This window comes from Escherichia sp. MOD1-EC6162 (genome assembly GCF_002965125.1).
GTDB classification, from domain to species: Bacteria; Pseudomonadota; Gammaproteobacteria; order Enterobacterales; family Enterobacteriaceae; genus Escherichia; species Escherichia marmotae.
In genome coordinates this window covers 14088-36799 of the sequence record NZ_PTSB01000026.1, presented here as the reverse complement: position 1 = coordinate 36799, position 22712 = coordinate 14088, and the positions used below count along the sequence as shown (strand labels likewise).

Genomic DNA, 22712 nt, shown 5'->3' with positions numbered 1-22712 from the left:
CTGAATCATGAGAGATCTGTTACAACGCCCGGATTTATTCAGCATTAATACCGCGACGCTGGGCTATAAAATGCCGCTACCCGCCATTATTGATGCCTGCGCCGCACGCGGTATCGGCGCGCTCGCCCCCTGGCGCAGAGAGTTGCAGGGCGAAGATCTCCAGCAGATCGCCCGCCAGCTTGCCGCCAGTAACATGAGCGTTTCCGGTTTGTGTCGTAGCACCTATTACACCGCGCCGACGCTGGCGGAGCGCAAACTGGCAGTAGATGATAACCGTCGGGCGCTGGACGATGCCGCTGCGCTGAACGCCGCCTGTTACATGCAGGTGGTTGGCGGGTTACCAACTGGCACAAAAGATCTGTATGAGGCGCGGGAACAGGTGAAACAAGGGATTCGCCAGTTGCTGCCACATTCGAAAGAAGTCGGCGTGCCAATTGCGCTGGAGCCACTGCACCCGATGACTGCCGCCGATCGTTCCTGTTTGTGTACGCTACGCCAGGCACTGGACTGGTGTGATGAACTCGATCCCGATGGTGAGTTTGGTCTCGGCGTGGCGGTGGATGTCTACCACGTCTGGTGGGACCCGGAACTGGCCAGCCAAATCCTGCGTGCCGGAAAACGAATTCTCGCATTTCATGTTTCCGACTGGTTAGTGCCAACCACCGATCTGGTCAATGATCGGGGAATGCCGGGAGATGGCATCATCAATATTCCGTCAATCCGTCGCCTGGTTGAAAACGCCGGATTTAATGGCGCTATAGAGCTGGAAATATTCTCACCGTACTGGTGGCAGCAAGATATAAACAGCACGCTGGATATTAGCGTCGATCGCATCGCGCATTATTGTTAAGGAATGATCATGAATGACCAACCCGTTCTGTTCAGCAGAGCGGCGGCTTCCTGCCGTCTGACGTTGAACCGTGAAGATAAATGTCATGCCATTAATGAAGAGATGATTGAATCTCTCGATCATTATTTAAATGAAATTGAAAACGACACCACATTACGATTAGTCGAATTAACCGCAACCGGCGATAAATTCTTTTGTGCGGGCGGCGATATTAAATCATGGTCGACTTATTCTCCATTAGATATGGGCAGAAAGTGGATTAAACGCGGTAATGATGTTTTTAATCGCCTACGCAATTTACCGCAATTAACGGTTGCGAATCTAAACGGTCACACCATCGGCGGCGGTATTGAACTTGCCTTGTGCTGCGATATTCGTATCGCTCGCCCCAACGCAAAATTCTCTAACCCGGAAGTGATGCTTGGCATGGTGCCTGGCTGGATGGGCATCGAACGTGTGCTTAATCAGGTCGGTCCGGTGGTTGGTCGCCAGATGCTGATGTTGGGTAAACGCCTGACGGCGCAGGAAGCCCTGGCGGCGAATTTGATTGATGAAGTGGTAGAAAAAGAACAGATAGAAAGCTGGATGGCGAATCAGTTAGCGCACCTGGAAAAATGTGGCCCGGTGGCGCTGGCGCATATTAAGCAACTGATTCTGGCGCTGGAAAATAAACATGCCGATTACTCACACCAGTTACTGGCGGGATTAATGTCCGCCACCCACGATTGCCAGCAAGCCACGCGCGCATTTGCCGAAAAAGGCAGCGTCAGCTTCCATAATCAATAAGGAAATTGTATGCGTAAGATAACAACCGCCGGGGCACTGGCGGCGCAAATTCAGGACGGCGCAACCATTGCCATTAGCGGTAACGGCGGCGGCATGGTGGAAGCTGACCATATTCTGGCAGCCATTGAAGCGCGTTTCCTGCAAACCGGACACCCGCGCAACCTGACACTAATCCACTCGCTGGGCATTGGCGATCGCGACAGCAAAGGCACTAACCGCCTCGCTCATGCCGAAATGCTCAAACGTATAATTGCCGGACACTTTACCTGGTCCCCCAAAATGCAGGAGTTGGTAAAAAATAACGCCATCGAAGCGTATTGCTTTCCTGGCGGTGTAATTCAGGCACTGCTGCGGGAGATCGGTGCCGGACGTCCTGGGCTTTTTACCCACGTAGGGCTGGGATCGTTTGTTGATCCACGCAATGGTGGCGGAAAGTCGAACGCTTGCACCACTGACGATCTGGTAGAACTGATTGAAATTGATGGCGAAACCAAACTCCGCTATCGCCCTTTCAAAGTGGACTATGCCATTTTGCGCGGCACTTATGCCGATCCGCGTGGCAACGTTAGCCTCGAAGAAGAAGCGATTGATATGGATAGCTATTCGATGGCGCTGGCAGCACACAACAGCGGCGGCAAAGTATTCGTCCAGGTGCGCGATGTGCTGGAAGCTGGCGCCATCGAACCACGCCGGGTCAAGCTGCCGGGGATTCTGGTCGATGGCATCGTTGAGCACCGCGAACAACCGCAAACCTATCTTGGCGGCTACGACCTGACAATTAGCGGTCAGCATCGCCGTCTGAGTTCTACCGGCGCTATTGAACTGGTTAGCCATCCGGTGCGCCGTCTGATTGCCCGTCGGGCGGCACGCGAACTGGTGGCTGGCGCTTCTACCAACTTTGGCTTTGGTATTCCGGGCGGTATTCCTGGGGTTGCACTGCGCGAAGGTGTTCCTTATCAAAGTTTATGGTTGAGTGTCGAGCAAGGCGTGCATAACGGCATGATGCTGGATGACGCGTTTTTCGGCTGCGCCCGTAACGCTGACGCGATTATCCCTTCGCTGGATCAATTCGAGTTCTACAGCGGCGGCGGCATTGATATTACTTTCCTCGGCATGGGCGAGATGGATCAGCACGGTAACGTCAATGTCTCACACCTGAACGGCAATCTGATCGGCCCTGGCGGCTTCCTCGAAATTGCACAAAATGCCCGTAAAGTGGTGTTCTGCGGCATATTCGACGCCAAAGGCAGCAAGATCGACGTGACGCCAGATGGTCTGCATATCACCCAGTCAGGTCAAATACCCAAACTGGTTACTCAGGTGGAAAAAATCACCTTTAGCGCCGCTTACGCACAGCAAAGTGGTCAGGAAGTGCTGTACATCACCGAACGCGCGGTTTTTCAGTTAACGACAGAAGGTGTTGAATTAATTGAGATTGCCCCGGGCGTGGAGATTGACCGCGACATTCTGCCGTTCATGGCCTTCCGTCCGATTATCAGGCAGCCGCGTCTGATGGAAAGTAGCCTGTTTACGCCGATGGAGGACGCATGAGCCAGCCTGATGACGCCATCCTTGAGGCACTGACGCACGTCACCTTTCCGAAAGGTTTTACGCCAGCAGAACCGCACTCAATTGTCACCGTGGAGAATGTTGATTACCCAACCTGGCAAGTTGATGCACTGGTCGTTGGTAGCGGCGCGGCTGGATTACGTGCAGCAGTTGAGCTGAAACGTCGCCAGCAAAATGTGCTGCTTGCTACCGCCGGGTTATACATGGGAACGTCAGCCTGCTCCGGTTCCGATAAACAGACGCTGTTTACCGCTGCTACTGCGGGCAACGGCGACAACTTCGCAAAACTGGCCGAGGCACTGGCGAGCGGCGGCGCGATGGATCACGACACGGCATATGTCGAAGCGGTCGGTTCCCTGCATACCCTTGGCGGGCTGCAATATCTTGGTCTGGAATTGCCGGAAGATCGCTATGGCGCAATTCTCCGTTATCAGACCGACCATGACGAAACCGGACGCGCGACGTCCTGTGGACCACGCACTTCTCGCCTGATGGTGAAAGTGCTGCTGGAAGAAGTGCAGCGCCTCTCCATTCCACTGCTGACCAGTGCAACGGTGATTAAACTGCTGCATCAACGCGGTGAGAATGGCGAAGATCGCGTGGCGGGGGCTATCCTCGCAACCGGTTCCCGCGCCCATAACCCGTGGGGGCTGGCAATTGTGACTGCGCCCAATGTGGTACTGGCAACGGGCGGACCGGGCGAGCTTTATCGCGACAGTGTTTATCCGCATAAATGCTTTGGCTCGCTGGGGCTGGCGCTGGAAGAAGGTTTGACGCTAACCAATCTGACCGAAAGCCAGTTTGGTATAGGCACGCCGCGCAGCACGTTTCCGTGGAATTTATCCGGCACCTATGTGCAGGTGATCCCGTATATCTATTCTGTGGATACAGAGGGTAACGAGTATAATTTCCTTGCGGATTACTATCGCACTACCCAGGAACTGGCTTCAAATATCTTCCGTAAAGGCTATCAGTGGCCGTTCCACGCCACACGGGTGATGGATTTTGGCTCCAGCCTGCTGGATATGGCGGTGGCAAAAGAGCAGCAATCAGGCCGCCTGGTGTTTATGGATTTCAATCGCAATCCTGAAGCGGTGCCTGGTGATTTGTCATTCTCATTAGCGCGACTGGATGCTGACGTTCACGCGTATCTGGAAAACAACGGCGCTCTGGCACCATCGCCCATCGAACGCCTGCAACGAATGAATCCGCTGTCTATCTCGCTGTACCAGATGCACGGTTACGGGCTCACCACGCAACCATTGAAGTTCGCCATGAATAATCAACACATGAACGGCGGTATTGAGGTGGATATCTGGGGGCAAACCTCTCTCCCCGGCTGTTTTGCCGTGGGAGAAGTGGCCGGAACTCACGGCGTCACTCGCCCCGGCGGCGCAGCGCTGAATGCCGGGCAGGTTTTTGCCGTGCGCCTGGCGCGCTTTATTGGCTGTACGCAAATGCGGTCTGTTGAGGGAGATATCGCGCAACGGGTAGCTTCGCCCCTGACTACCGTAAGAGAGGTCATCACCCAGGCGCTGGCAAACGAAAACGGTATGACGCTGGCAACGGTGAAAGAAAAAATCCAGACGCGAATGTCTGATTACGCTGGATTTATTTGTCATGCCGATAAAGTTCGCCACGCCACCCGCGATGCCCTGCTGTTGAGTGAATTTGCCCAGCAACACGGTTTAACCATCAACCACGCAGGCGAAGTTGCTGAATTATTTATGTGGCGGCATATGGCGCTGACCTCTGCCGCCGTTTTAACGCAACTCACACATTATATTGACGCAGGTGGCGGCAGTCGTGGGGCGCGGATGGTTATTGATCCGCAAGGCGAATGCCTGCCACAAACTCGTCGCGGCGCAAAAGAAGAATGGCGTTTTCGCTCTGAGCAAGCCGACGATAAAAATCACAAATTAACGATTCAATATTCACAAGGTTCTTTTATTACCGAAGTTAAGTCTTTACGCAAACAACCGCATATTAACGGTATTTTCTTTGAAAAAAACTGGCCAGATTTTCTGAATGGAGAGATTTACACACAATAATTTTTAATATGTTCTCTGTACCTGATTTTATTACCTATTACACGGAAATACCAACAACCAGGGTTTATTAATATAATTAAAAGGTTTAAACATGAATAAAATAAAGAATTATCGGTGGCATATGATTGCCCTCGTATGTTTTATCACTGTAATCAATTATCTGGACAGAACTGCATTAGGTATTGCGGCTCCAACCATTATGGAGACCACTGGAATAACCAAAGAGCAATATTCATGGATCGTCAGTGCGTTCCAGTTGGCCTATACATTAGGGCAACCGGTGATGGGTTTCTTTATTGATACCGTTGGTCTGAAATTAAGCTTTGCGATTTGCGCCGCAATCTGGGGCCTGGCGACAATGGGTCATGCACTGACCGGAACATGGTCAGGTCTGGCATTTATGCGCGCCCTGATGGGGTTCAGCGAAGCATCGGCAATTCCGGCGGGTGTTAAAACAGCATCAACATGGTTCCCGGCAAAAGAGCGCGGTGTGGCTACGGGGGTTTTCAATATGGGAACTTCACTCGGTGCAATGCTTGCGCCACCGCTGATTGCCTGGTGCATTATGTTTCATAGCTGGCAATTTGCGTTTATTGTCTCGGGTAGCCTTGCTTTGCTCGCGGCTATATTTTGGTTCTTTTGTTATAAAGATCCGAAAGATGCCAAACGCCTTTCTGATGAAGAGCGTCAATATATTGAATCAGGACAAGAGCAGCATCTTAAAACAGGTAAAAAAGAAAAAACGTCAATCAAACATATCCTCAGCCAACGTAATTTCTGGGGTATCGGCATCGCGCGTTTTCTCGCAGACCCGGCATGGGGAACCATTAATTTCTGGGTGCCTATATTCTTCGTTGAAACGCTGCATTTTAGCCTGAAAGAAATTGCCATGTTTGTCTGGCTACCTTTCCTGCTGGGCGACCTCGGCTGTTTAGCCAGCGGTTTTGTGGCGAAGTTCTTCCACGATCGCGGCGTGAGTTTAATTAACTCGCGAAGAATTACCTTCACTATTGCTGCGGTCATTATGATGACAATCGGCCTGGTGAGTATTGTCGAAAATCCCTACATTGCCGTATTGCTGATTAGTATTGGCGCGTTCTCGCATCAATGTCTTTCTACTGTTGCGGCAACACTGGGCGGCGATTTGTTCAAAAAAGATGAAGTTGCCACCGCCGTTGGTATGGCGGGAGCCTGTGCGTGGAGTGGTCAGTTGATTTTCAACCTGTTTATCGGGGCATTCGTTCACATTATCGGCTTCGCGCCGTTCTTTATTGCTCTGGCTTTCTTTGACATCCTGGGGGCAATTGCGCTGTGGGCGCTTATCAAAGTCAAAGATGAAGAACCGCACGTACAATTAGCTACGAGCTAATATTTAAGATGAGTGCGCTGTAATTATGGTTATGGCGCTTCAACAATAAAGCAAAACGCCGGCACATGGCCGGCGTTTTTACGTCTCGTTGAATAACGAATTATTCAGCTACTACGTTTACGATCACTTTCGCGAATACTTCGCTGTGAACCTGGAAGCTTACTTCGTGTTCGCCAGTGGTACGCAGAACGCCGTTCGGCAGACGAACTTCGCTCTTAGCCACTTCAACGCCTGCTGCAGTTACAGCGTCAGCGATGTCGCGAGTACCGATGGAACCGAACAGTTTACCTTCGTCGCCAGCTTTAGACGCGATGGTAACAGTTTCCAGTGCATTGATTTTCTCAGCGCGAGCATTAGCTGCTGCCAGAACTTCAGCCAGTTTAGCTTCCAGTTCAGCGCGACGCGCTTCGAAGAATTCAATGTTTTTCTTGGTAGCTGGAACAGCTTTACCCTGTGGTACCAGGAAGTTACGAGCGTAGCCCGCTTTAACATTTACCTGATCACCCAGGCTACCCAGGTTTGCTACTTTATCAAGCAGAATAACTTGCATTACCTTATCCTCTCAAAGTCGTATTAATGGACCGTGACCGATTACTGATGGCGATCAGTGTACGGCAGCAGGGACAGGTAGCGAGCGCGTTTGATAGCGCGAGCCAGCTGACGCTGGTATTTTGCACGGGTCCCGGTGATACGGCTTGGGACAATCTTACCGCTTTCGGTGATGTAGTTTTTCAGCGTAGCGATATCTTTATAGTCGATCTCTTGAACGCCTTCCGCGGTGAAACGGCAGAACTTGCGACGACGGAAATAACGTGCCATATGGCTAGTCTCCAGAATCTATCAATTCAATCTGCTCGGCATGCAAAACCATTTTGCTCAGACCGTTCTTTGCCTTGTGGCATGAAATGAACCCCTGAACGGTTATGCGACTGCCGACCGTTATACTGTGAGTAATGGCCTGGTTTTCGTGTCCGCTAATAATAACGGGCATTTGGCACCACGCCTGCCGATGAAAACCGGCTTCCTCCTGCACAGAACGATGCTCAAGCACGAACTGGCAGTGAGGAATTCCTGATGGACTGACCTTTCGAAGGGGCATCCTGCACACGGTGCCGGACAACACCAGACGGTTGGTCATCAGAAATTACTCTTCAGAATCCCCAGCTTCAGCATCATCAGCGGTTTCGTTTGCGAAATCATCGCGACGCTCACGGCGCTCGTCTTTCGCTTTAACCATCGGAGATGCTTCGGTAACGGCGTGCTTAGTACGCATTACCATGCTACGGATAACGGCGTCGTTGAAGCGGAAGGTAGTTTCCAGCTCATCGATCACTTCCTGCGGCGCTTCAACGTTCATCAGAACGTAGTGAGCTTTGTGCAGTTTGTTGATCGGGTAAGCCAGCTGACGGCGGCCCCAGTCTTCCAGACGGTGGATCTTGCCTTCTGCACCAGTGATGGCAGCAGTGTAGCGCTCGATCATGCCCGGAACCTGTTCGCTCTGGTCAGGATGGACCATAAAAACGATTTCGTAATGACGCATCGAATTGCTCCTTACGGATTATTCAGCCTCCTGTCTGGGTCAGCCGCAGCCCATGGAGGCAAGGAACGTGTTAAAGGGCGGCTGAAAAATGACGCGTTATAGTACTGGTATACCCCGCTAAACTCAAGGCCAGCCGACAAATAATTCTCATCTTTCGCTAAATCGTACTAACCCGCTGATTTGAAGTTCATCACATTCCATTACGGTGTTTTTTTGAACAACTGCATCAGAAATGGTCACCATCAACTTCTTTATCATTGATTAAAATTAAATCAGAAGATCATCACAGAGGAGCGCATACAAAGACAGCCGTCGAGGAGGTATTTATGTTCAGTCGTGTTTTAGCCCTTCTGGCTGTGCTTTTGCTAAGTGCAAATACATGGGCAGCCATTGAAATCAATAACCACCAGGCCAGAAATATGGACGATGTGCAGAGCTTAGGCGTGATTTATATCAATCATAACTTTGCCACTGAAAGTGAAGCACGTCAGGCATTAAACGAAGAAACCGACGCGCAGGGCGCAACGTACTACCACGTGATTCTGATGCGGGAACCGGGGAGTAACGGCAACATGCACGCCAGCGCGGATATTTATCGCTAGCACCAGGTATAACCAACGAAACATTGTCATAGTTTGCATTGCCCCCTTCACCGGGGGCTTTTTTATGAAAAACGGCTGCGGAATCAGACCAGTTATCTCCCGAAGAAGGATATTTCCGCAGCGCGCTTATTACTTCTGTCCGTAATAAGCGTTGGGACCATGCTTACGCATAAAGTGCTTATTCATCAGATAACTATCGATGGGATTTAGTTGCGGGTTAATGCCGCGCGCAATCCACGCCATTTTCGCCACTTCTTCCATCACCACCGCATTATGCACCGCATCATGAGCGTCTTTACCCCAGGCGAACGGCCCGTGCTGGTAAACCACAATCCCCGGCGTATGCAGCGGCTCGGCATCGCCCAGCGTTTCGATGATCACTTTGCCGGTGTTCAGTTCATACTCGCCCTGCACCTCTTCTTCGCTTAATCCGCGCGTACACGGAATATCGCCAAAGAAATAGTCAGCGTGTGTGGTGCCTAACGCCGGGATCGCCATCCCCGCCTGCGCCCATGCGGTGGCATGGGTTGAGTGGGTATGCACGATTCCACCGAGAGATGGATAACGACGGTAAAGCTCGAGATGCGTTGCAGTGTCTGACGATGGACGATACTGCCCTTCCACCACATTGCCACTCATGTCAACCACCACCATATCGTCCACTTGCATGGTTTCGTAGGCGACGCCGCTGGGCTTAATTACCACCAGCCCGCGTCCGCGATCAATGGCGCTGACGTTGCCCCAGGTAAAGGTCACCAGTCCGTAACGCGGCAGATCCATGTTGGCTTCAAATACCTGCTGTTTCAGCTTTTGCATTATGCGGCCTCCACCATGCCCGCTTTGGCCATGCGCGCTTTCACCCAATCACGCGCTTTCGCCACTTCTGCCGCCGGGTCTTCCGCCGTTTCGCTCCACATCTCAATCAGATAAGGCCCGCAATAACCACTCTGTTTGAGCGTTTCAAAGCAACGTTCGAAGTCCACCACGCCTTCGCCAAACGGCACATTTTTAAAGACGCCCGGTTTGGTGTCTTTCACATGCACCGCGACGATGTGCCCTATTCCAGCCTGTAATTCCATCTGCACGTCGTTATCCCACGCCGACAGGTTGCCGATATCCGGATAGAGCTGGAACCACGGGTTGTTGAGATAGTGTGCATAGCCCAGCGCCTTGCTGATGGAGTTCATCAACGGGTAATCCATGATCTCCATCGCCAGCGTCACCTGCGCACGGCTCGCCATCTCAACACTCTCTTTCAGCCCTTCGCGAAAACGACGACGCGTTTCGTTATTGGCTTCCTGATAGTAGACGTCATAGCCCGCCAGTTGGATCACGCGAATGCCGACATCCTGGGCGAACTGGATAGCTTTACGCATAATCTCCAGCCCCTGCGCCCGCACTGTGTCATCTTCGCTGCCCAGCGGAAAACGACGATGGGCAGAAAGGCACATGGACGGTACGCGCACGCCAGTTTCAACAATCGCATTCACCAGCGTCAGACGTTGTTCGCGGCTCCAGTCAAGGCGAGACAGGCGAGCGTCCGTTTCATCTACTGACATCTCAACAAAATCGAAGCCCAACGTTTTTGCCAGTTGCAGCCGTTCCAGCCAGCACTCCCCGGTGGGGAGTGCTTTTTCATAGATGCCAAGCGGGATTTGTTTGGACAACATATCCGCTCCTTAGCCCCACAGTTGGGCGATGGAACGTTTGAACTGACGCGCAGCTTCAACCGGAGACGCGGCATCACGGATGCTACGACCAGCGATAAAGACATGAATCGGAATACCTTTGAACAGTGGCAAATCTTCCAGCGCCAGGCCACCGGTAATGGTTACTTTGAAGCCCATATCAGAAAGGCGTTTGATCGCAGCGATATCTGATTCGCCCCAGCCTACACCGGCTGCTTGCGCATCACGGCTGCGGTGATACACCACCTGCTGGATGCCCGCTTCACGCCATGCATCCGCCTGTTCCCAGGTCCAGAAACCAGTCAGCTCAATCTGTACGTCGCCGTTAAACTCTTTTGCCACATCCAGCGCGCCTTTGGCGGTGTTGATATCCGCACAGCAAATCACGGTGACCCAGTCAGCGTTGGCTTCAAAGCACATACGAGAAAGGATTTTGCCCGCATCAGCAATTTTGGCGTCTGCCAGCACAATCTTGTGTGGATAGAGTGCTTTCAGATCGCGCACCGCACGCACACCTTCCCCCATACACAGAATGGTGCCCACTTCGATAATATCGACTTCTTCAGCAATCAGACGAGTGGTTTCATAGGCGCTATCCATAGTCTGGTTGTCCAGCGCGACTTGCAACATGGGTAATGACATCTTCAATTCCTTCTTAAGCAGCCGCGTTGGTGCGGTCAATTAAATCCAGTACTTCCTGCTCGGTACGGCAGGCGCGTAAACGGTCGAAATTCTCTTCATCTTCAAACAGGTTGACGATTTGCATGATGCCCACTTCCTGATGAGTATTGGCATCGACTGCCGCCATCGTGATGAGGATATCCACCGGGTCGTTATCTTCGTGGTTGAACTCCAGCGGCTTTTTCAACGTCACCAGCGCAAAACCGGTTTTCTTAACCCCCTCTTCCGGGCGTCCGTGTGGCATTGCCAGGCCTGGCGCGAGCACAAAGTACGGGCCGTGCTGTTCAACCGCATCCAGAATCGCCTGGTAGTAACGCGGCTCAACAACATCCGCCGCCACCAGCAGGTCAACGCCAATTTTTACCGCGTCCTGCCAGGTCTCTGCTTCTGCCTGCAAACAGATAGATTTATTTTCTGCCAGCGAATCACGTAATTTCATGGCGCGTCCTTACTTCATGTCCTGCGGGAAATGTTCTTTGATCACTTCCAGCAGTTTCGGGCCAAAGTCTGTGGGTGAGAGCATGTTGCGCACGCCAACCACATATTTGTTGCCGGTAACAGTGATTTCGCCCGCAATATGGGTAGAAGCGATGATGATATCCGCGCCGCTCAACTCGCTTTTGTACTCGCCAACCGCGCAGCTATTTACCGTGTGGTCAATGTTTGATTGGGTTAAAAACTGGTCCACTTTCATTTTCATGATCATGGAACTGCCTTGTCCGTTGCCACACACAGCCAGAATACGTACGGTCATAATCAAAACTCCTTATTAAGCAGACTGTTCTGCCAGTTGTTTTTCTGCATCTTCTTCTGCGCGCAGCGCGCGGCCAGCGAAGTACATATAAGCCAATGCAATAACGATGATGACGGCCATAAAGGCGATACCGATGGAGAAGAAGCCCTGCATCATCGGCGGTGCCAGAATCGACCAGTCCGCCATGCCCATCCAGGCACTCATACCGGTGAGTTTCACCGCCCAGACGCAGCCAAAGATTTCAATCATCCCCATCACCAGACAAATCTTCAGCGCCGCACGCCAGCCGCCGAAGTGGTTCGCGAATACGCCGATGGTGGCGTTGGAGAAAAACATCGGGATAAAACCAGGAATGATCAGAATCGCGGAACCGCAGGCGACCAGAATACCAACCGCTATTAGTTGCCCGATGGTGCCCCACATAAAGCCCCAGACCACGGCATTCGGCGCAAAGCTATAGATAGCCGCACAGTCAATCGCCAGAACCGCACCCGGGATCAGACGCTGGGAGATACCGTTAAATGCTTCAGAGAGTTCCGCGACAAACATGCGCACGCCCTGAGTAATGATGAAGATCGCCACCGCAAAGGAGAAACCGGTTTGCAGGATGTACACCACCCAGTTCACTTTGCCTGCCATCGCCTGCACGGTATCGATACCGAAAGAGAGCAGAATGGCACCAAAGAAGATGGTCATCACAATCGCCGTGGAGACGATGTTGTCGTGGAAAATGTTCAGCCAACCGGGCAATTTGAGGTCTTCAACGCTTTCCTCTTTTTTGCCCAAATACGGCGCGACCTTATAGGCAAGCCAGGAAGCAAACTGCTGTTGGTGACCGATGGAGAAACCGCAGCCGTCCGTCACTTCCTGAGTCGGCTTGTACATCATGTTGGAGGTGATGCCCCAGTAAAGCGAAACCAGAATCGCAGTGCAGATAATGGTAGTCCACATGGAGTAGCCGAAAATAAACAGCGTGACAGCTATCAGACCCGCCTGTTGGAACATGATGTGGCCGGTCAGCATGATGGTGCGAATACCAGTAATGCGACGCAGCAGCACGTAACAGATGTTTAGCGCCAGTGCCAACAACACCGCATAACCCACCCAGCTATAGGCATCGCCCATACGCTCAATAGTTGCCATCATCGATGCGTAGGTATCTGAAATCGCGCCATTAATGCCATAGACTTCCGACATTTTTGCCACCACCGGTTTAAAAGTGCTGGTCAGGATGCCGGACCCTGCTTGCAGCAACATAAAACCGATAATCGTTTTGATGGTGCCTTTGATAATCACGCTGACGCTTTTACGCAGCAGGATGTAGCCCAGGCAGGTCACAATACCCAGCAATAACGGGGCATTGGTCATGACCTGGTTAAAGAACACGGTAAAGATGCTGTAGAGGATCTCCATAACGATCTCCTGAAGAAGAGGTAACCGGGAATTCCGCACACCCGGAATGTTGTGCACTCACTCTAATTTTCAAAAATAATCACAACAAGATTATTTGTGATTAAATGTGACGCGGCACGCAAATAATTCCATATAGAAAGTATTGTGTTCACAAGACGAAACAATTACTCATTTAAATTCATTTAGTTAATTAAATCACACACTCCTTTAAATCTTTCCATACTCAAAATCATCAACAACGCTTTCGGTGAAAAGTCAAAAAATGGTCATTGCCTTCCTGAAAAAACAGTGTCAGGATTAATCAAAACAAATCACACATTGATTCAAATTGAACTATCATGAAGGTAAATGGCGATGAGTAAAGTGAAAAGTATCACCCGTGAATCCTGGATCCTGAGCACCTTCCCGGAATGGGGTAGCTGGCTGAATGAAGAAATAGAGCAAGAACAGGTCGCACCAGGCACCTTTGCGATGTGGTGGCTCGGCTGCACCGGGATCTGGTTGAAATCGGAAGGCGGCACCAACGTGTGCGTCGATTTCTGGTGCGGTACTGGCAAACAAAGTCACGGTAACCCACTGATGAAACAGGGTCACCAGATGCAGCGCATGGCAGGGGGGAAAAAACTGCAACCGAACCTGCGCACCACACCATTTGTCCTTGATCCGTTTGCCATTCGCCAGATCGACGCTGTGCTGGCGACTCACGATCACAACGATCATATCGACGTGAACGTCGCTGCAGCCGTAATGCAAAACTGCGCCGACGATGTGCCATTTATCGGGCCGAAAACCTGTGTGGATTTATGGATTGGCTGGGGCGTGCCGAAAGAACGCTGCATCGTGGTCAAACCAGGCGATGTGGTAAAAGTGAAAGACATTGAAATTCATGCCCTTGACGCGTTCGACCGTACTGCACTGATTACCCTGCCTGCGGATCAAAAAGCGGCTGGCGTACTGCCGGACGGGATGGATGATCGCGCAGTGAACTATCTGTTCAAAACGCCGGGCGGTTCCCTGTATCACAGCGGCGACTCCCACTACTCCAACTACTATGCAAAACATGGTAATGAGTATCAGATCGATGTGGCGTTAGGATCTTACGGCGAGAACCCGCGCGGTATTACCGACAAAATGACCAGCGCCGATATGTTGCGTATGGGTGAAGCGTTAAATGCAAAAGTGGTGATCCCGTTCCACCACGATATCTGGTCAAACTTCCAGGCCGATCCGCAGGAAATTCGCGTACTGTGGGAGATGAAAAAAGATCGTCTGAAGTATGGCTTTAAGCCGTTTATCTGGCAGGTTGGCGGCAAGTTCACCTGGCCGCTGGATAAAGACAACTTCGAATACCACTATCCGCGTGGTTTTGACGATTGCTTCACCATTGAACCGGATCTGCCGTTCAAATCGTTCCTGTAATCCGTCGCTTTTACCGGATAGCGTGGAGATGTTCCCGCTATCCGGCGTAGTATTTCCTGGCTATTTCAAATATCATCTAAAAAAATCAAATTTTATCGGAATAGCTCATGACTGAAGCACAAAGACATCAAATCCTCCTGGAAATGCTCGCACAATTGGGCTTTGTGACCGTAGAGAAAGTTGTTGAGCGCCTGGGAATTTCGCCTGCTACCGCACGACGGGACATTAATAAACTCGACGAGAGCGGCAAACTGAAAAAAGTGCGCAATGGCGCGGAAGCCATCACCCAACAGCGTCCTCGCTGGACACCAATGAATCTCCACCAGGCACAGAACCACGATGAAAAAGTGCGTATCGCCAAAGCGGCATCGCAACTGGTCAATCCGGGCGAAAGTGTGGTCATCAACTGTGGTTCCACCGCATTCCTGCTCGGAAGGGAAATGTGTGGCAAGCCTGTGCAAATCATCACCAATTATTTACCGCTGGCAAATTACCTGATCGATCAGGAACATGAGAGCGTGATCATCATGGGCGGGCAGTACAATAAAAGCCAGTCCATCACCTTAAGCCCGCAGGGCAGTGAGAACAGCTTGTATGCCGGCCACTGGATGTTTACCAGTGGCAAAGGGCTGACGGCAGAAGGGTTGTATAAAACCGATATGCTAACAGCGATGGCAGAGCAGAAGATGCTGAGCGTGGTGGGGAAACTGGTGGTTCTGGTCGATAGCAGCAAGATTGGTGAGCGCGCGGGTATGCTCTTTAGCCGCGCCGATCAAATCGATATGCTGATCACTGGCAAAAATGCTAACCCGGAAATCCTGCAACAACTGGAAGCGCAAGGGGTCAGCATTCTGCGCGTTTAAAGATGCTGGCGGAAAAATTTCACCGCGGCATCTAACGCTTCTGGCGTAATGCGATGACGCACGCCTGGCTGCCATGAACAGGTTAACTGTTTATCCAGCCCCGCTTCTCTTAGTGCCTGCTGCAAACGTACTGATTCGTCGGCAGGTACGACATCATCATCAAGACCATGCCATAAGAGCAGTGGTCTGTTTCCCAGCTCTTCCAGGTGGTTTGTCGCTTCCCACTCCACCAGCGGAGCGATAATGTTATTAAATTCGCGCTGCTGCGCTGCCGTTTCAGGTATCAGCGGTGGAAACAGTGAACGGGCAAGCGATGTGAAATAGCCCGATCCCATCATGCTGGCGGTACATTTCACCGTGGGGTGGCAAGCGGTAATTCCCAAGGCCGTCATCGCGCCCATCGACGCGCCGCCGACTGCCAGACGGTCATCAAGCAGCCAGTTTTCTTTAACAATAGCCGCACGTAATGGCGTAAATTCTTGCATATTTTGCCGCAATATTTGCCAGAACTGATTTAACCGTCGCGGTGTGTCGCCACTAAAACGGATACCGTGATCGGGTGCGTCTGGCATGATTACCCGCATACCGGCCTGTGCCAGCGCAACGGCAAAATAGCTATACACCAGACTGGATGAAGTAAAACCGTGATAAAAAATCACGCACGGTAACGGAGTTTCTTTTTGCCCTACGGGATAAGCATGTAGAACGGGAATATCTGCCAGTACGCGCGATTCTAATTCAATCATCTATTCCTCCTTTTTGTCTGGTATGACATGAAGAAATCCTTAGCACAAGTTTCCGCTGGCAGTATTAGTTCATAATGTTGAGATATGGGTTACGCTTTCACCACGTTTTCATTCGAAAATCGCGTACCAGGTAACAATTCGGGAACATTCCCCCAAAGTTAAATTAATAAGGCACTACACTATGGTTAGCAGGAAACGTAATAGCGTTGTTTACCGGTTTGCCAGTTTATTATTGGTGTTGATGTTAAGCGCCTGTAGCGCACTGCAAGGTACGCCACAGCCAGCGCCACCAGTAACGGATCATCCGCAGGAAATTCGCCGCGACCAAACCCAAGGGCTACAGCGAATTGGAACGGTAAGCACAATGGTCCGTGGCTCACCGGATGACGCATTAGCAGAAATCAGAGCGAAAGCTGCCGCGGCAAAAGCTGATTATTACGTCGTCGTAATGGTGGATGAAACCATTGTGACAGGACAGTGGTATTCACAAGCCATTTTGTACCGTAAATAAATCAGACAACTTATACAGTAAGCTTTACATTGCTTTGCGTCCCTATGCGTTTACCTGTGCACAATAAATTACCGGCTGGAAGCTCGGGCGTTTATTACCGCGATGGAATGCCCTGCAACATGTGGGGAAACGAAAAATGGAGCTGACGATGAAACAATTACTTGCCTCACCCTCGCTGCAATTAGTTACGTGTCCCGCGAGCGCCACGGCACAGTCTGCAGAATTCGCCAGTGCTGACTGCGTGACGGGCCTGAATGAAATAGGTCAGATCTCAGTTAGCAATATTTCAGGGGATCCGCAGGACGTGGAACGTATCGTGGCGTTAAAGGCCGATGAACAGGGGGCGTCATGGTATCGCATTATTACCATGTACGAGGATCAGCAGCCCGATAACTGGCGTGTACAGGCGATACTGTATGCATGAGTGTTATCAACAGCGAATGAACAATGCCGGATGCGGCGCGAGCGCCCTATCCGGCCTATAAATTCTATATATTTCATTAAGCGTAAACGCTTACAAACACACACCACCAGTCGCCCGCAGTAACAAATCATTCTGGATCTGCCCTGACAACCGCACACCACCGCGCGTATCTAACATCATCTGACACCACGCCTGCGCCATTGGCGGAGAAGCATATTTCAACATTTGCGCGCCACTACCCAGCAAGAATAGCTGATGAGTAATCTCTCGCCCCAGCTCTTCAGACGGTTTGCGCAGTTGCTGCTGTAAACGACGAACCGCGCGATCAAAATAGCGATCCTGTCCTTTCACTTCCATAAACGCTTCCGTCAATAACTCGTATACGCCAGCCTGCTTATTAAGAACGCGCAGCACATCCAGACACATAATATTGCCGGAGCCTTCCCAGATACTGTTCACCGGCATCTCCCGGTACAGCCGCGGCAACTCGCTCTCCTCGCAATAGCCAATACCGCCCAACACCTCCATCGCTTCGGCCACAAATGGGACGCCACTTTTGCAAATCACAAACTTCGCTGCTGGCGTAAATAAACGCGCCCACAGGGCTTCTTTAGCATCGGCACGCCGATCCCACGCCCGTGCCAGACGAAACAACAGCGCCGTTTGCCCTTCAAGCTGAAGCGCCATGCGACTTAAGACATGACGCATAAGGGGCTGTTCGATCAACGGATTGCCAAATACATGTCGTTGATGAGCGTGATAAATCGCCAGCGAAAATGCACGGCGCATCATGGCATGGCTACCCAGGGCGCAATCAAAACGCGTCATCCCGCCCATTTTCAGGATCAGGCGGATGCCTTCTCCCTCCTGGCCTAACAGCCAGCCGATAGCATCCTGAAACTCCACTTCGCAACTGGCATTAGAGCGATTGCCCAGCTTATCTTTCAGGCGTTCCAGGCGAATCGCGTTACGTTGTCCATCAGGCAAAAAACGCGGCACAAAGAAGCAGGACAATCCGCCCGTGGTCTGTGCCAGCACCAAATGCGCGTCGCTTTGCGGCACCGAGAAAAACCATTTATGCCCCACCAGCCGATAAGAACCATCGTCCAGACGCTCTGCCCTGGTAGTATTGCTCATCACATCAGAGCCGCCCTGCTTTTCTGTCATTCCCATGCCAATCAACAGACCGCGTTTTTGCCCGCCTGGCAGCAAATGGGAATCGTAGCGATCGCTCAACAGCGGCGTGATCCAATCCTTGAATGGTGCAGGTAACATCTGCAATAACAATGGGGTGGCGGCAAAAGTCATGGTTATCGGACATAACGATCCGGCCTCAACCTGTGCGTGCAACATAAAACGCGCCGCGCGCGCCACAAATGCGCCAGAACGAGCATCTTCCTCCCAGGCCAGATTGTGCACCCGATTGGTACATAGTGCCTGCATCAGCAAGTGCCATGCCGGATGAAAACGCACATCGTCCAGACGGCGTCCCTGAGCATCGTAGCGCAACAATTCTGGCGGATTCACATTCGCCAGTCGCCCCAGTTCAAGGGATTCAGCCGTCCCTAACTGCTGACCAATACTGGCGAGAAAATCACTATCCCAGCCCGCACCTTCACGTGTTACCGCTTCGCAAAGCGCGCCATCGGACAGGTATAGATTGCTGTTATTTAAAGGTATCGGTTGATTAAAAACGGTGTGAGTTTGCCAGTGCACTGTGTCTCCCTCCATCAATGGCAGTCACCATTAGTATGGTCACTGCCACGGATTCCTGACAGAAAGAGATTGCTAAAACATTCTTAACCCGCAATGTAATGCGGAACAAAACGCGAAGTATCTTTAGTGATCAGCGTGTTATCTTCGCGAATCCCCATACCGCACGCTTCATCATCGACAATCCAGCTACCAATCAATGTGTAGCTATCGCCAAAGCGCGGCAAAGGCTGAAAAGCCTGGTAGATCATCGGTTCATCGGCGTAATCACCCTCAGCATGGTCAACGACATTGTTCTGACCGTCAAAAATGGTGACGTTACCGCCTTCCCGTGAGTAGATCGGTTTACGCACGTAGCTTTCGCCCGCAGCAATCTGCGGTTTCTCGCCCTCAAACCAGGATGCCAGAAGATTAGGATGACCAGGGAAAAAGCGCCACAATAGCGGCATTAACCCTTTGTTGCTCAAGATACTTTTCCATAACGGTTCCACCCATTGCTCACGACGCTTGCGCAGCAGCGGGCCGTTATCGTCACGCATCATCCACTCCAGCGGATACAGCTTAAACGCACGCTGGATGACGTTATCATCGAGATCGGTCAGCACACCGCCGACGCCCAGGCCGAGATCTTCAATATAGATAAACCGCGATTCCTGTCCTGCCTGCTGGGCGCAGTCCTGCAAGTACAGCACGGTAGTCCTGTCTTCGTCGGTATCCTGACAGCAACAAAAATAAAACGGTTCACGGCTATAAATCTCGCTAAAGCGCGAAATCAGACGCTCCTGAATGACATTGTACTGATCAGCGTCACGCGGAATAATGCCGCTGCGCCGGGCATCTTCCAGCCACAACCACTGAAAATAAGCCGATTCATACAGCGAGGTCGGCGTATCGGCGTTGTACTCCAGCAACTTCACCGGCGCATTACCACACCAGGCAAAATCCATACGGCCATACAGCGAAGGATCGCGCGCGCGCCAGCTTTCAGCAATTACATCCCAGTACAGCGGGGGGATCGCCAGTTGCGTCAGGATCTCTTCATTTTTAACCGCACGATCCACCACCTCAAGGCACATCTGATGCAGTTCCGCAGTCGGTTTTTCGATCTGCTCTTCAATCTGCCGCAGGGTAAAGCGATAAGCACGACTCTCATCCCAATAGATTTCATTGTCGATGATATGAAAGTCAAATCCGTTATCGGCAGCGATCTGATCCAGATCCCGCCGCACAGGAACGTTGTGTCTCAGCATGATTAGCCTCCCCAATGCCCACGGGCGCTGGAAGAACGACCATAGCCGCCGCGAGAAACGGTTGATGCTTTTCTGGTGGTAAAGCCGCCCGAAGAGTAAGACTCTTTTTTGCCAGAACCGGAGCGCCAGGAGTAATCACCGGAAGTGTTGCGCCAGACGGGGCGCGAAGCATAAGAGGAGCCGCCACTGTTATAAACAAACTGCTCATCGCGATCTTTACGAATAACCCGACTTAATAAAAATCCAGAAATGACCGGGATCCAACTCTGTTCGACGTTGTCGTAATAGCAATTTTCGTACTTAGACTGACAATTCTGCTGAGTCATATTCTTCGGAACATCGGCATAAAATGCCGCTTTGGCGTTGTTCCAGCCATGAGCACAGATATCTGAATTATTACCGTCATCAATGCAATCCTGCACTGTCGAGTAAAACGTTCCGTCGCCGTCGTTATCGACATCGCCACTATCGCCACAACTTTTCAATACGAAAAAAGCGGCTCCCCCCATTAGCGCCAACGTTAAGTATTTATGTGCGTAGCGATTTCGCTGCGGCGCGAAGGGATTATTCGGTCGATTAATACGGCTGATGGCTCCGTGAGCTGGTTTACTGCTATTTCTTGATTTGCGTTTTCTGGCCATGATCGTCCATTACCATGTCATACAAGCTGCGTTAAAAATACCACCAGCCAGCGCGGCGGTTCCCATAAACATTCCTGCGGCGGTATTGTGATTAATAATTTTGTCGCTTAATGCGGGTATATAAAGTCTGACGCCAGAAAAAACGAGTAATTGAATCACCAGTGCGATCCCACCCCAGGCAAAATAATCAGGAATACTCACCGCATTGATTGCCGCACTGGATAATGGAATAACATAACCCAGCAATGTCCCGCTGAACGCCAGTGACGCCGCGATATTATTGTTTTTGATTAACTGCCATTCATTATGCGGAGTAATTTTGGAATAAATAAACAGAAAGATAATCACCATAGCCACGCCAATAAAAAAATAGGCGCTAAAAGCAAGGAGTGAATCAAGAATATGCATTATAAACTTCCCTGTAATTAACCAATAATATGAAGTGATGTTAGTGGGATATCGACACCCAGCGCACGCGAAAATAACCACTCCGGTTCACCGAGTTCGTTAAAGGATTCCTCACCATTTAACAGCAAATATTCGTAAGTATCTTCGGTCACCTGTCGCTGGTAACCCATCATAAAGTTATGCACTTCCCATTTGGTATGGTTTTGATTTTCTATTTTTTCCAGCATGTAGACCGGCTCAATATTACCTGGTTCTTCGCTATTAAAAAATCGCTGCCAGCGTTTTTCCTGCCAGTTTAAGGTCATCATCCCCATTGCTTTGGCATTAATTGCCTCGCGCCAGTGGCTCTCTTTGCTGATACCGTAACTCTCTTCATAGACAAAGAGCTTGATATCATCAATGTCATCAATGTCTTCGCCGCCAGTGGTATTGATTTGCAGGAATTCATCACCGGAAGTGTAGTAACGGAATATCTGACTACCGCCCCCCAGATCGATGCGACTGGCTGCAGCTACAGTGTATTCTTCCCCCGGTAACGCAATCAGTAATTCATCTTCCAGTAAACGAAACGCTAACGTATCGAGCGTAAAACCATTATGGAGATGCAACCCCAGCGGACCACGAGCGACTGCAGGCTTATCATCATTGCCAAACAGGCGCTGGAAAAAACCAGACATATTTTACCCTTAAAATAGCTGCCAGCCTTTTAGTGAGGCTGGCAAAAAAATTACTCACCCTGTTGGCGTTGCAGCCTTGCCAGCACATCCTGAGCACTGCTTTTGTTAACTCCACCAATCCCCGCTTCCGCCAGTTTTTCGTCGAGATCGCGGCCGTCTGCCACTTTCTCCAGTTGTGCAGCAGCATCCAGCCGTGCCTGACGTTCGGCCTGACGCGCTTGCAGGCGTTTTAAGGATTCAGCCGCTGTAGAGACGCTGGAAGATGCTCCAACGGTAGAGGTCGTTACTGCCTGTTGCGCACGCTGCATGGCTTCAGTGGCCTTAACGACTTCCATCTGTTGCTCAAATTGAGCAATACGCTGTGCCGTTGCCGTTACCGCTTTTTCCACACCATCACGGGAGACTTCAAGATTCGACAACACTTGCTCTTCAGCGGTAATGAGATTCTCAAGGCGCGCGATTTCTTCAGCGACTTCGTTAATCAACGACGGGTTGACGTTCTTACTTAATGCTTCCAGCGCACGGGCTTCCAGAGTGGCTTTACGCTCACGTAAATCTTTCAGTTTATCGTTACTTAATTTCACTCGCGCCAGCAGATCGACGCGTGATTTTCCGGCTTTATCCAGTTCAGCTTTGGCGTCGCGAATATGTTGTTCCAGCATCCGCACACCCTGGTTTTCTTCAATGGATTCTTCCGCCTGTGAAATAAAAGACTTACCTAATGTAAATAAACTTTTTAAAATCCCCATAAATACCT

At 51.0% G+C, this 22712-nt stretch carries 27 protein-coding genes; 10 read left to right on the top strand and 17 right to left on the bottom strand.

Translation table 11 applies throughout. The features are described 5' to 3' along the window. Nucleotides 1-7: 7 nt before the first annotated feature. The 5 genes from A9587_RS18675 to A9587_RS18655 all read left to right on the top strand — a co-directional run bounded on the left by A9587_RS18675 (nt 8) and on the right by A9587_RS18655 (nt 6625). Nucleotides 8-850: a sugar phosphate isomerase/epimerase family protein gene (locus A9587_RS18675; protein ID WP_001205218.1), complete on the top strand. Its 843-nt coding sequence runs from the start codon at nt 8-10 to the stop codon at nt 848-850. Nucleotides 851-859: 9 nt separating this feature from the next. Then, nucleotides 860-1636, top strand: coding sequence for an enoyl-CoA hydratase/isomerase family protein (locus A9587_RS18670; protein WP_016249507.1), 777 nt, complete (start codon nt 860-862; stop codon nt 1634-1636). A gap of 9 nt (nt 1637-1645) precedes the next feature. After that, nucleotides 1646-3187 (top strand): acyl CoA:acetate/3-ketoacid CoA transferase, encoded by a 1542-nt coding sequence (locus A9587_RS18665; RefSeq protein ID WP_105263706.1) that lies wholly within the window; start codon nt 1646-1648, stop codon nt 3185-3187. Continuing rightward, the gene (locus tag A9587_RS18660; protein ID WP_105263707.1) at nt 3184-5256 is read left to right on the top strand and encodes an FAD-dependent oxidoreductase; all 2073 of its coding nucleotides are present in this window, start codon (nt 3184-3186) and stop codon (nt 5254-5256) included. The genes A9587_RS18665 and A9587_RS18660 overlap by 4 nt, the downstream gene beginning before the upstream one ends. Before the next feature lie 91 nt (nt 5257-5347). Continuing rightward, a complete protein-coding gene (locus A9587_RS18655; protein ID WP_001033611.1) occupies nt 5348-6625 on the top strand; it encodes an MFS transporter in 1278 nt (425 codons plus the stop codon). Between the two features lie 100 nt (nt 6626-6725). Here A9587_RS18655 and rplI read toward each other — a convergent pair whose 3' ends face one another. From rplI to rpsF, 4 genes are read right to left on the bottom strand one after another with little or no spacing between them, the layout of a single operon-like run. Further along, nucleotides 6726-7175 (bottom strand): 50S ribosomal protein L9, encoded by a 450-nt coding sequence (rplI, locus tag A9587_RS18650; RefSeq protein ID WP_001196062.1) that lies wholly within the window; start codon nt 7173-7175, stop codon nt 6726-6728. 41 nt (nt 7176-7216) lie between these two features. Continuing rightward, the gene (rpsR, locus tag A9587_RS18645; RefSeq protein ID WP_000135199.1) at nt 7217-7444 is read right to left on the bottom strand and encodes a 30S ribosomal protein S18; all 228 of its coding nucleotides are present in this window, start codon (nt 7442-7444) and stop codon (nt 7217-7219) included. A gap of 4 nt (nt 7445-7448) precedes the next feature. After that, nucleotides 7449-7763 carry a primosomal replication protein N gene (priB, locus tag A9587_RS18640; protein ID WP_001517634.1) on the bottom strand — a complete coding sequence of 105 codons (315 nt, stop codon included), beginning with the start codon at nt 7761-7763 and terminating at the stop codon, nt 7449-7451. A 6-nt stretch (nt 7764-7769) separates the two neighbouring features. Then, a complete protein-coding gene (gene rpsF, locus A9587_RS18635; protein ID WP_001216676.1) occupies nt 7770-8165 on the bottom strand; it encodes a 30S ribosomal protein S6 in 396 nt (131 codons plus the stop codon). Between the two features lie 326 nt (nt 8166-8491). On the opposite strand from rpsF, the gene yjfY reads away from it, so the two are divergent. After that, nucleotides 8492-8767 carry a DUF1471 family protein YjfY gene (yjfY, locus tag A9587_RS18630; protein WP_000492914.1) on the top strand — a complete coding sequence of 92 codons (276 nt, stop codon included), beginning with the start codon at nt 8492-8494 and terminating at the stop codon, nt 8765-8767. A 129-nt stretch (nt 8768-8896) separates the two neighbouring features. Here yjfY and ulaF read toward each other — a convergent pair whose 3' ends face one another. From ulaF to ulaA, 6 genes are read right to left on the bottom strand one after another with little or no spacing between them, the layout of a single operon-like run. Beyond that, nucleotides 8897-9583 (bottom strand): L-ribulose-5-phosphate 4-epimerase UlaF, encoded by a 687-nt coding sequence (gene ulaF / locus A9587_RS18625; protein ID WP_001170833.1) that lies wholly within the window; start codon nt 9581-9583, stop codon nt 8897-8899. After that, entirely contained in the window at nt 9583-10437 is an 855-nt protein-coding gene (gene ulaE / locus A9587_RS18620) for an L-ribulose-5-phosphate 3-epimerase UlaE (RefSeq protein ID WP_000949556.1), read from the bottom strand. Before ulaE ends, ulaF begins: the two co-directional genes overlap by 1 nt. Before the next feature lie 9 nt (nt 10438-10446). Beyond that, entirely contained in the window at nt 10447-11097 is a 651-nt protein-coding gene (ulaD, locus tag A9587_RS18615; RefSeq protein ID WP_000056742.1) for a 3-keto-L-gulonate-6-phosphate decarboxylase UlaD, read from the bottom strand. A gap of 13 nt (nt 11098-11110) precedes the next feature. Then, nucleotides 11111-11575, bottom strand: a complete 465-nt coding sequence (ulaC, locus tag A9587_RS18610; protein ID WP_000776497.1) for a PTS ascorbate transporter subunit IIA — start codon at nt 11573-11575, stop codon at nt 11111-11113. Between the two features lie 9 nt (nt 11576-11584). Continuing rightward, nucleotides 11585-11890, bottom strand: coding sequence for a PTS ascorbate transporter subunit IIB (gene ulaB, locus A9587_RS18605; RefSeq protein WP_000218363.1), 306 nt, complete (start codon nt 11888-11890; stop codon nt 11585-11587). Nucleotides 11891-11905: 15 nt separating this feature from the next. Further along, nucleotides 11906-13303: a PTS ascorbate transporter subunit IIC gene (ulaA, locus tag A9587_RS18600; RefSeq protein WP_001517632.1), complete on the bottom strand. Its 1398-nt coding sequence runs from the start codon at nt 13301-13303 to the stop codon at nt 11906-11908. Between the two features lie 354 nt (nt 13304-13657). On the opposite strand from ulaA, the gene ulaG reads away from it, so the two are divergent. Together ulaG and ulaR are read left to right on the top strand one after the other, a co-directional pair. Continuing rightward, a complete protein-coding gene (gene ulaG, locus A9587_RS18595) occupies nt 13658-14722 on the top strand; it encodes an L-ascorbate 6-phosphate lactonase (RefSeq protein ID WP_105263708.1) in 1065 nt (354 codons plus the stop codon). A gap of 107 nt (nt 14723-14829) precedes the next feature. Further along, nucleotides 14830-15585: an HTH-type transcriptional regulator UlaR gene (gene ulaR / locus A9587_RS18590; protein WP_000133636.1), complete on the top strand. Its 756-nt coding sequence runs from the start codon at nt 14830-14832 to the stop codon at nt 15583-15585. Here the strand turns inward: ulaR and yjfP are convergent. Next, nucleotides 15582-16331: an esterase gene (gene yjfP, locus A9587_RS18585; protein ID WP_105263709.1), complete on the bottom strand. Its 750-nt coding sequence runs from the start codon at nt 16329-16331 to the stop codon at nt 15582-15584. The two genes, ulaR and yjfP, sit on opposite strands and share 4 nt — an antisense overlap. A 181-nt stretch (nt 16332-16512) precedes the next feature. On the opposite strand from yjfP, the gene bsmA reads away from it, so the two are divergent. Both bsmA and yjfN read left to right on the top strand, forming a co-directional pair. Continuing rightward, entirely contained in the window at nt 16513-16842 is a 330-nt protein-coding gene (gene bsmA / locus A9587_RS18580; RefSeq protein ID WP_000254648.1) for a biofilm peroxide resistance protein BsmA, read from the top strand. 148 nt (nt 16843-16990) lie between these two features. After that, nucleotides 16991-17266, top strand: coding sequence for a DUF1471 family protease activator YjfN (gene yjfN, locus A9587_RS18575; RefSeq protein ID WP_001517630.1), 276 nt, complete (start codon nt 16991-16993; stop codon nt 17264-17266). Nucleotides 17267-17356: 90 nt separating this feature from the next. Here the strand turns inward: yjfN and A9587_RS18570 are convergent, their stop codons facing one another. From A9587_RS18570 to A9587_RS18545, 6 genes are all read right to left on the bottom strand, one after another. Next, complete coding sequence (locus A9587_RS18570; protein ID WP_105263710.1) at nt 17357-18982, bottom strand: isovaleryl-CoA dehydrogenase; 1626 nt, start codon at nt 18980-18982, stop codon at nt 17357-17359. Between the two features lie 83 nt (nt 18983-19065). Further along, nucleotides 19066-20229 (bottom strand): glutathionylspermidine synthase family protein, encoded by a 1164-nt coding sequence (locus A9587_RS18565; protein ID WP_000943972.1) that lies wholly within the window; start codon nt 20227-20229, stop codon nt 19066-19068. Between the two features lie 2 nt (nt 20230-20231). Continuing rightward, nucleotides 20232-20870, bottom strand: coding sequence for a DUF1190 domain-containing protein (locus tag A9587_RS18560; protein ID WP_105263711.1), 639 nt, complete (start codon nt 20868-20870; stop codon nt 20232-20234). Between the two features lie 9 nt (nt 20871-20879). Beyond that, on the bottom strand, nt 20880-21278 hold the full coding sequence (locus tag A9587_RS18555; RefSeq protein WP_001517628.1) for a DUF350 domain-containing protein: 399 nt from the start codon (nt 21276-21278) through the stop codon (nt 20880-20882). Nucleotides 21279-21295: 17 nt separating this feature from the next. Then, on the bottom strand, nt 21296-21955 hold the full coding sequence (locus A9587_RS18550; protein WP_001517627.1) for a YjfK family protein: 660 nt from the start codon (nt 21953-21955) through the stop codon (nt 21296-21298). 50 nt (nt 21956-22005) lie between these two features. Further along, nucleotides 22006-22704, bottom strand: a complete 699-nt coding sequence (locus tag A9587_RS18545) for a PspA/IM30 family protein (protein WP_000511941.1) — start codon at nt 22702-22704, stop codon at nt 22006-22008. Nucleotides 22705-22712 lie beyond the last annotated feature (8 nt).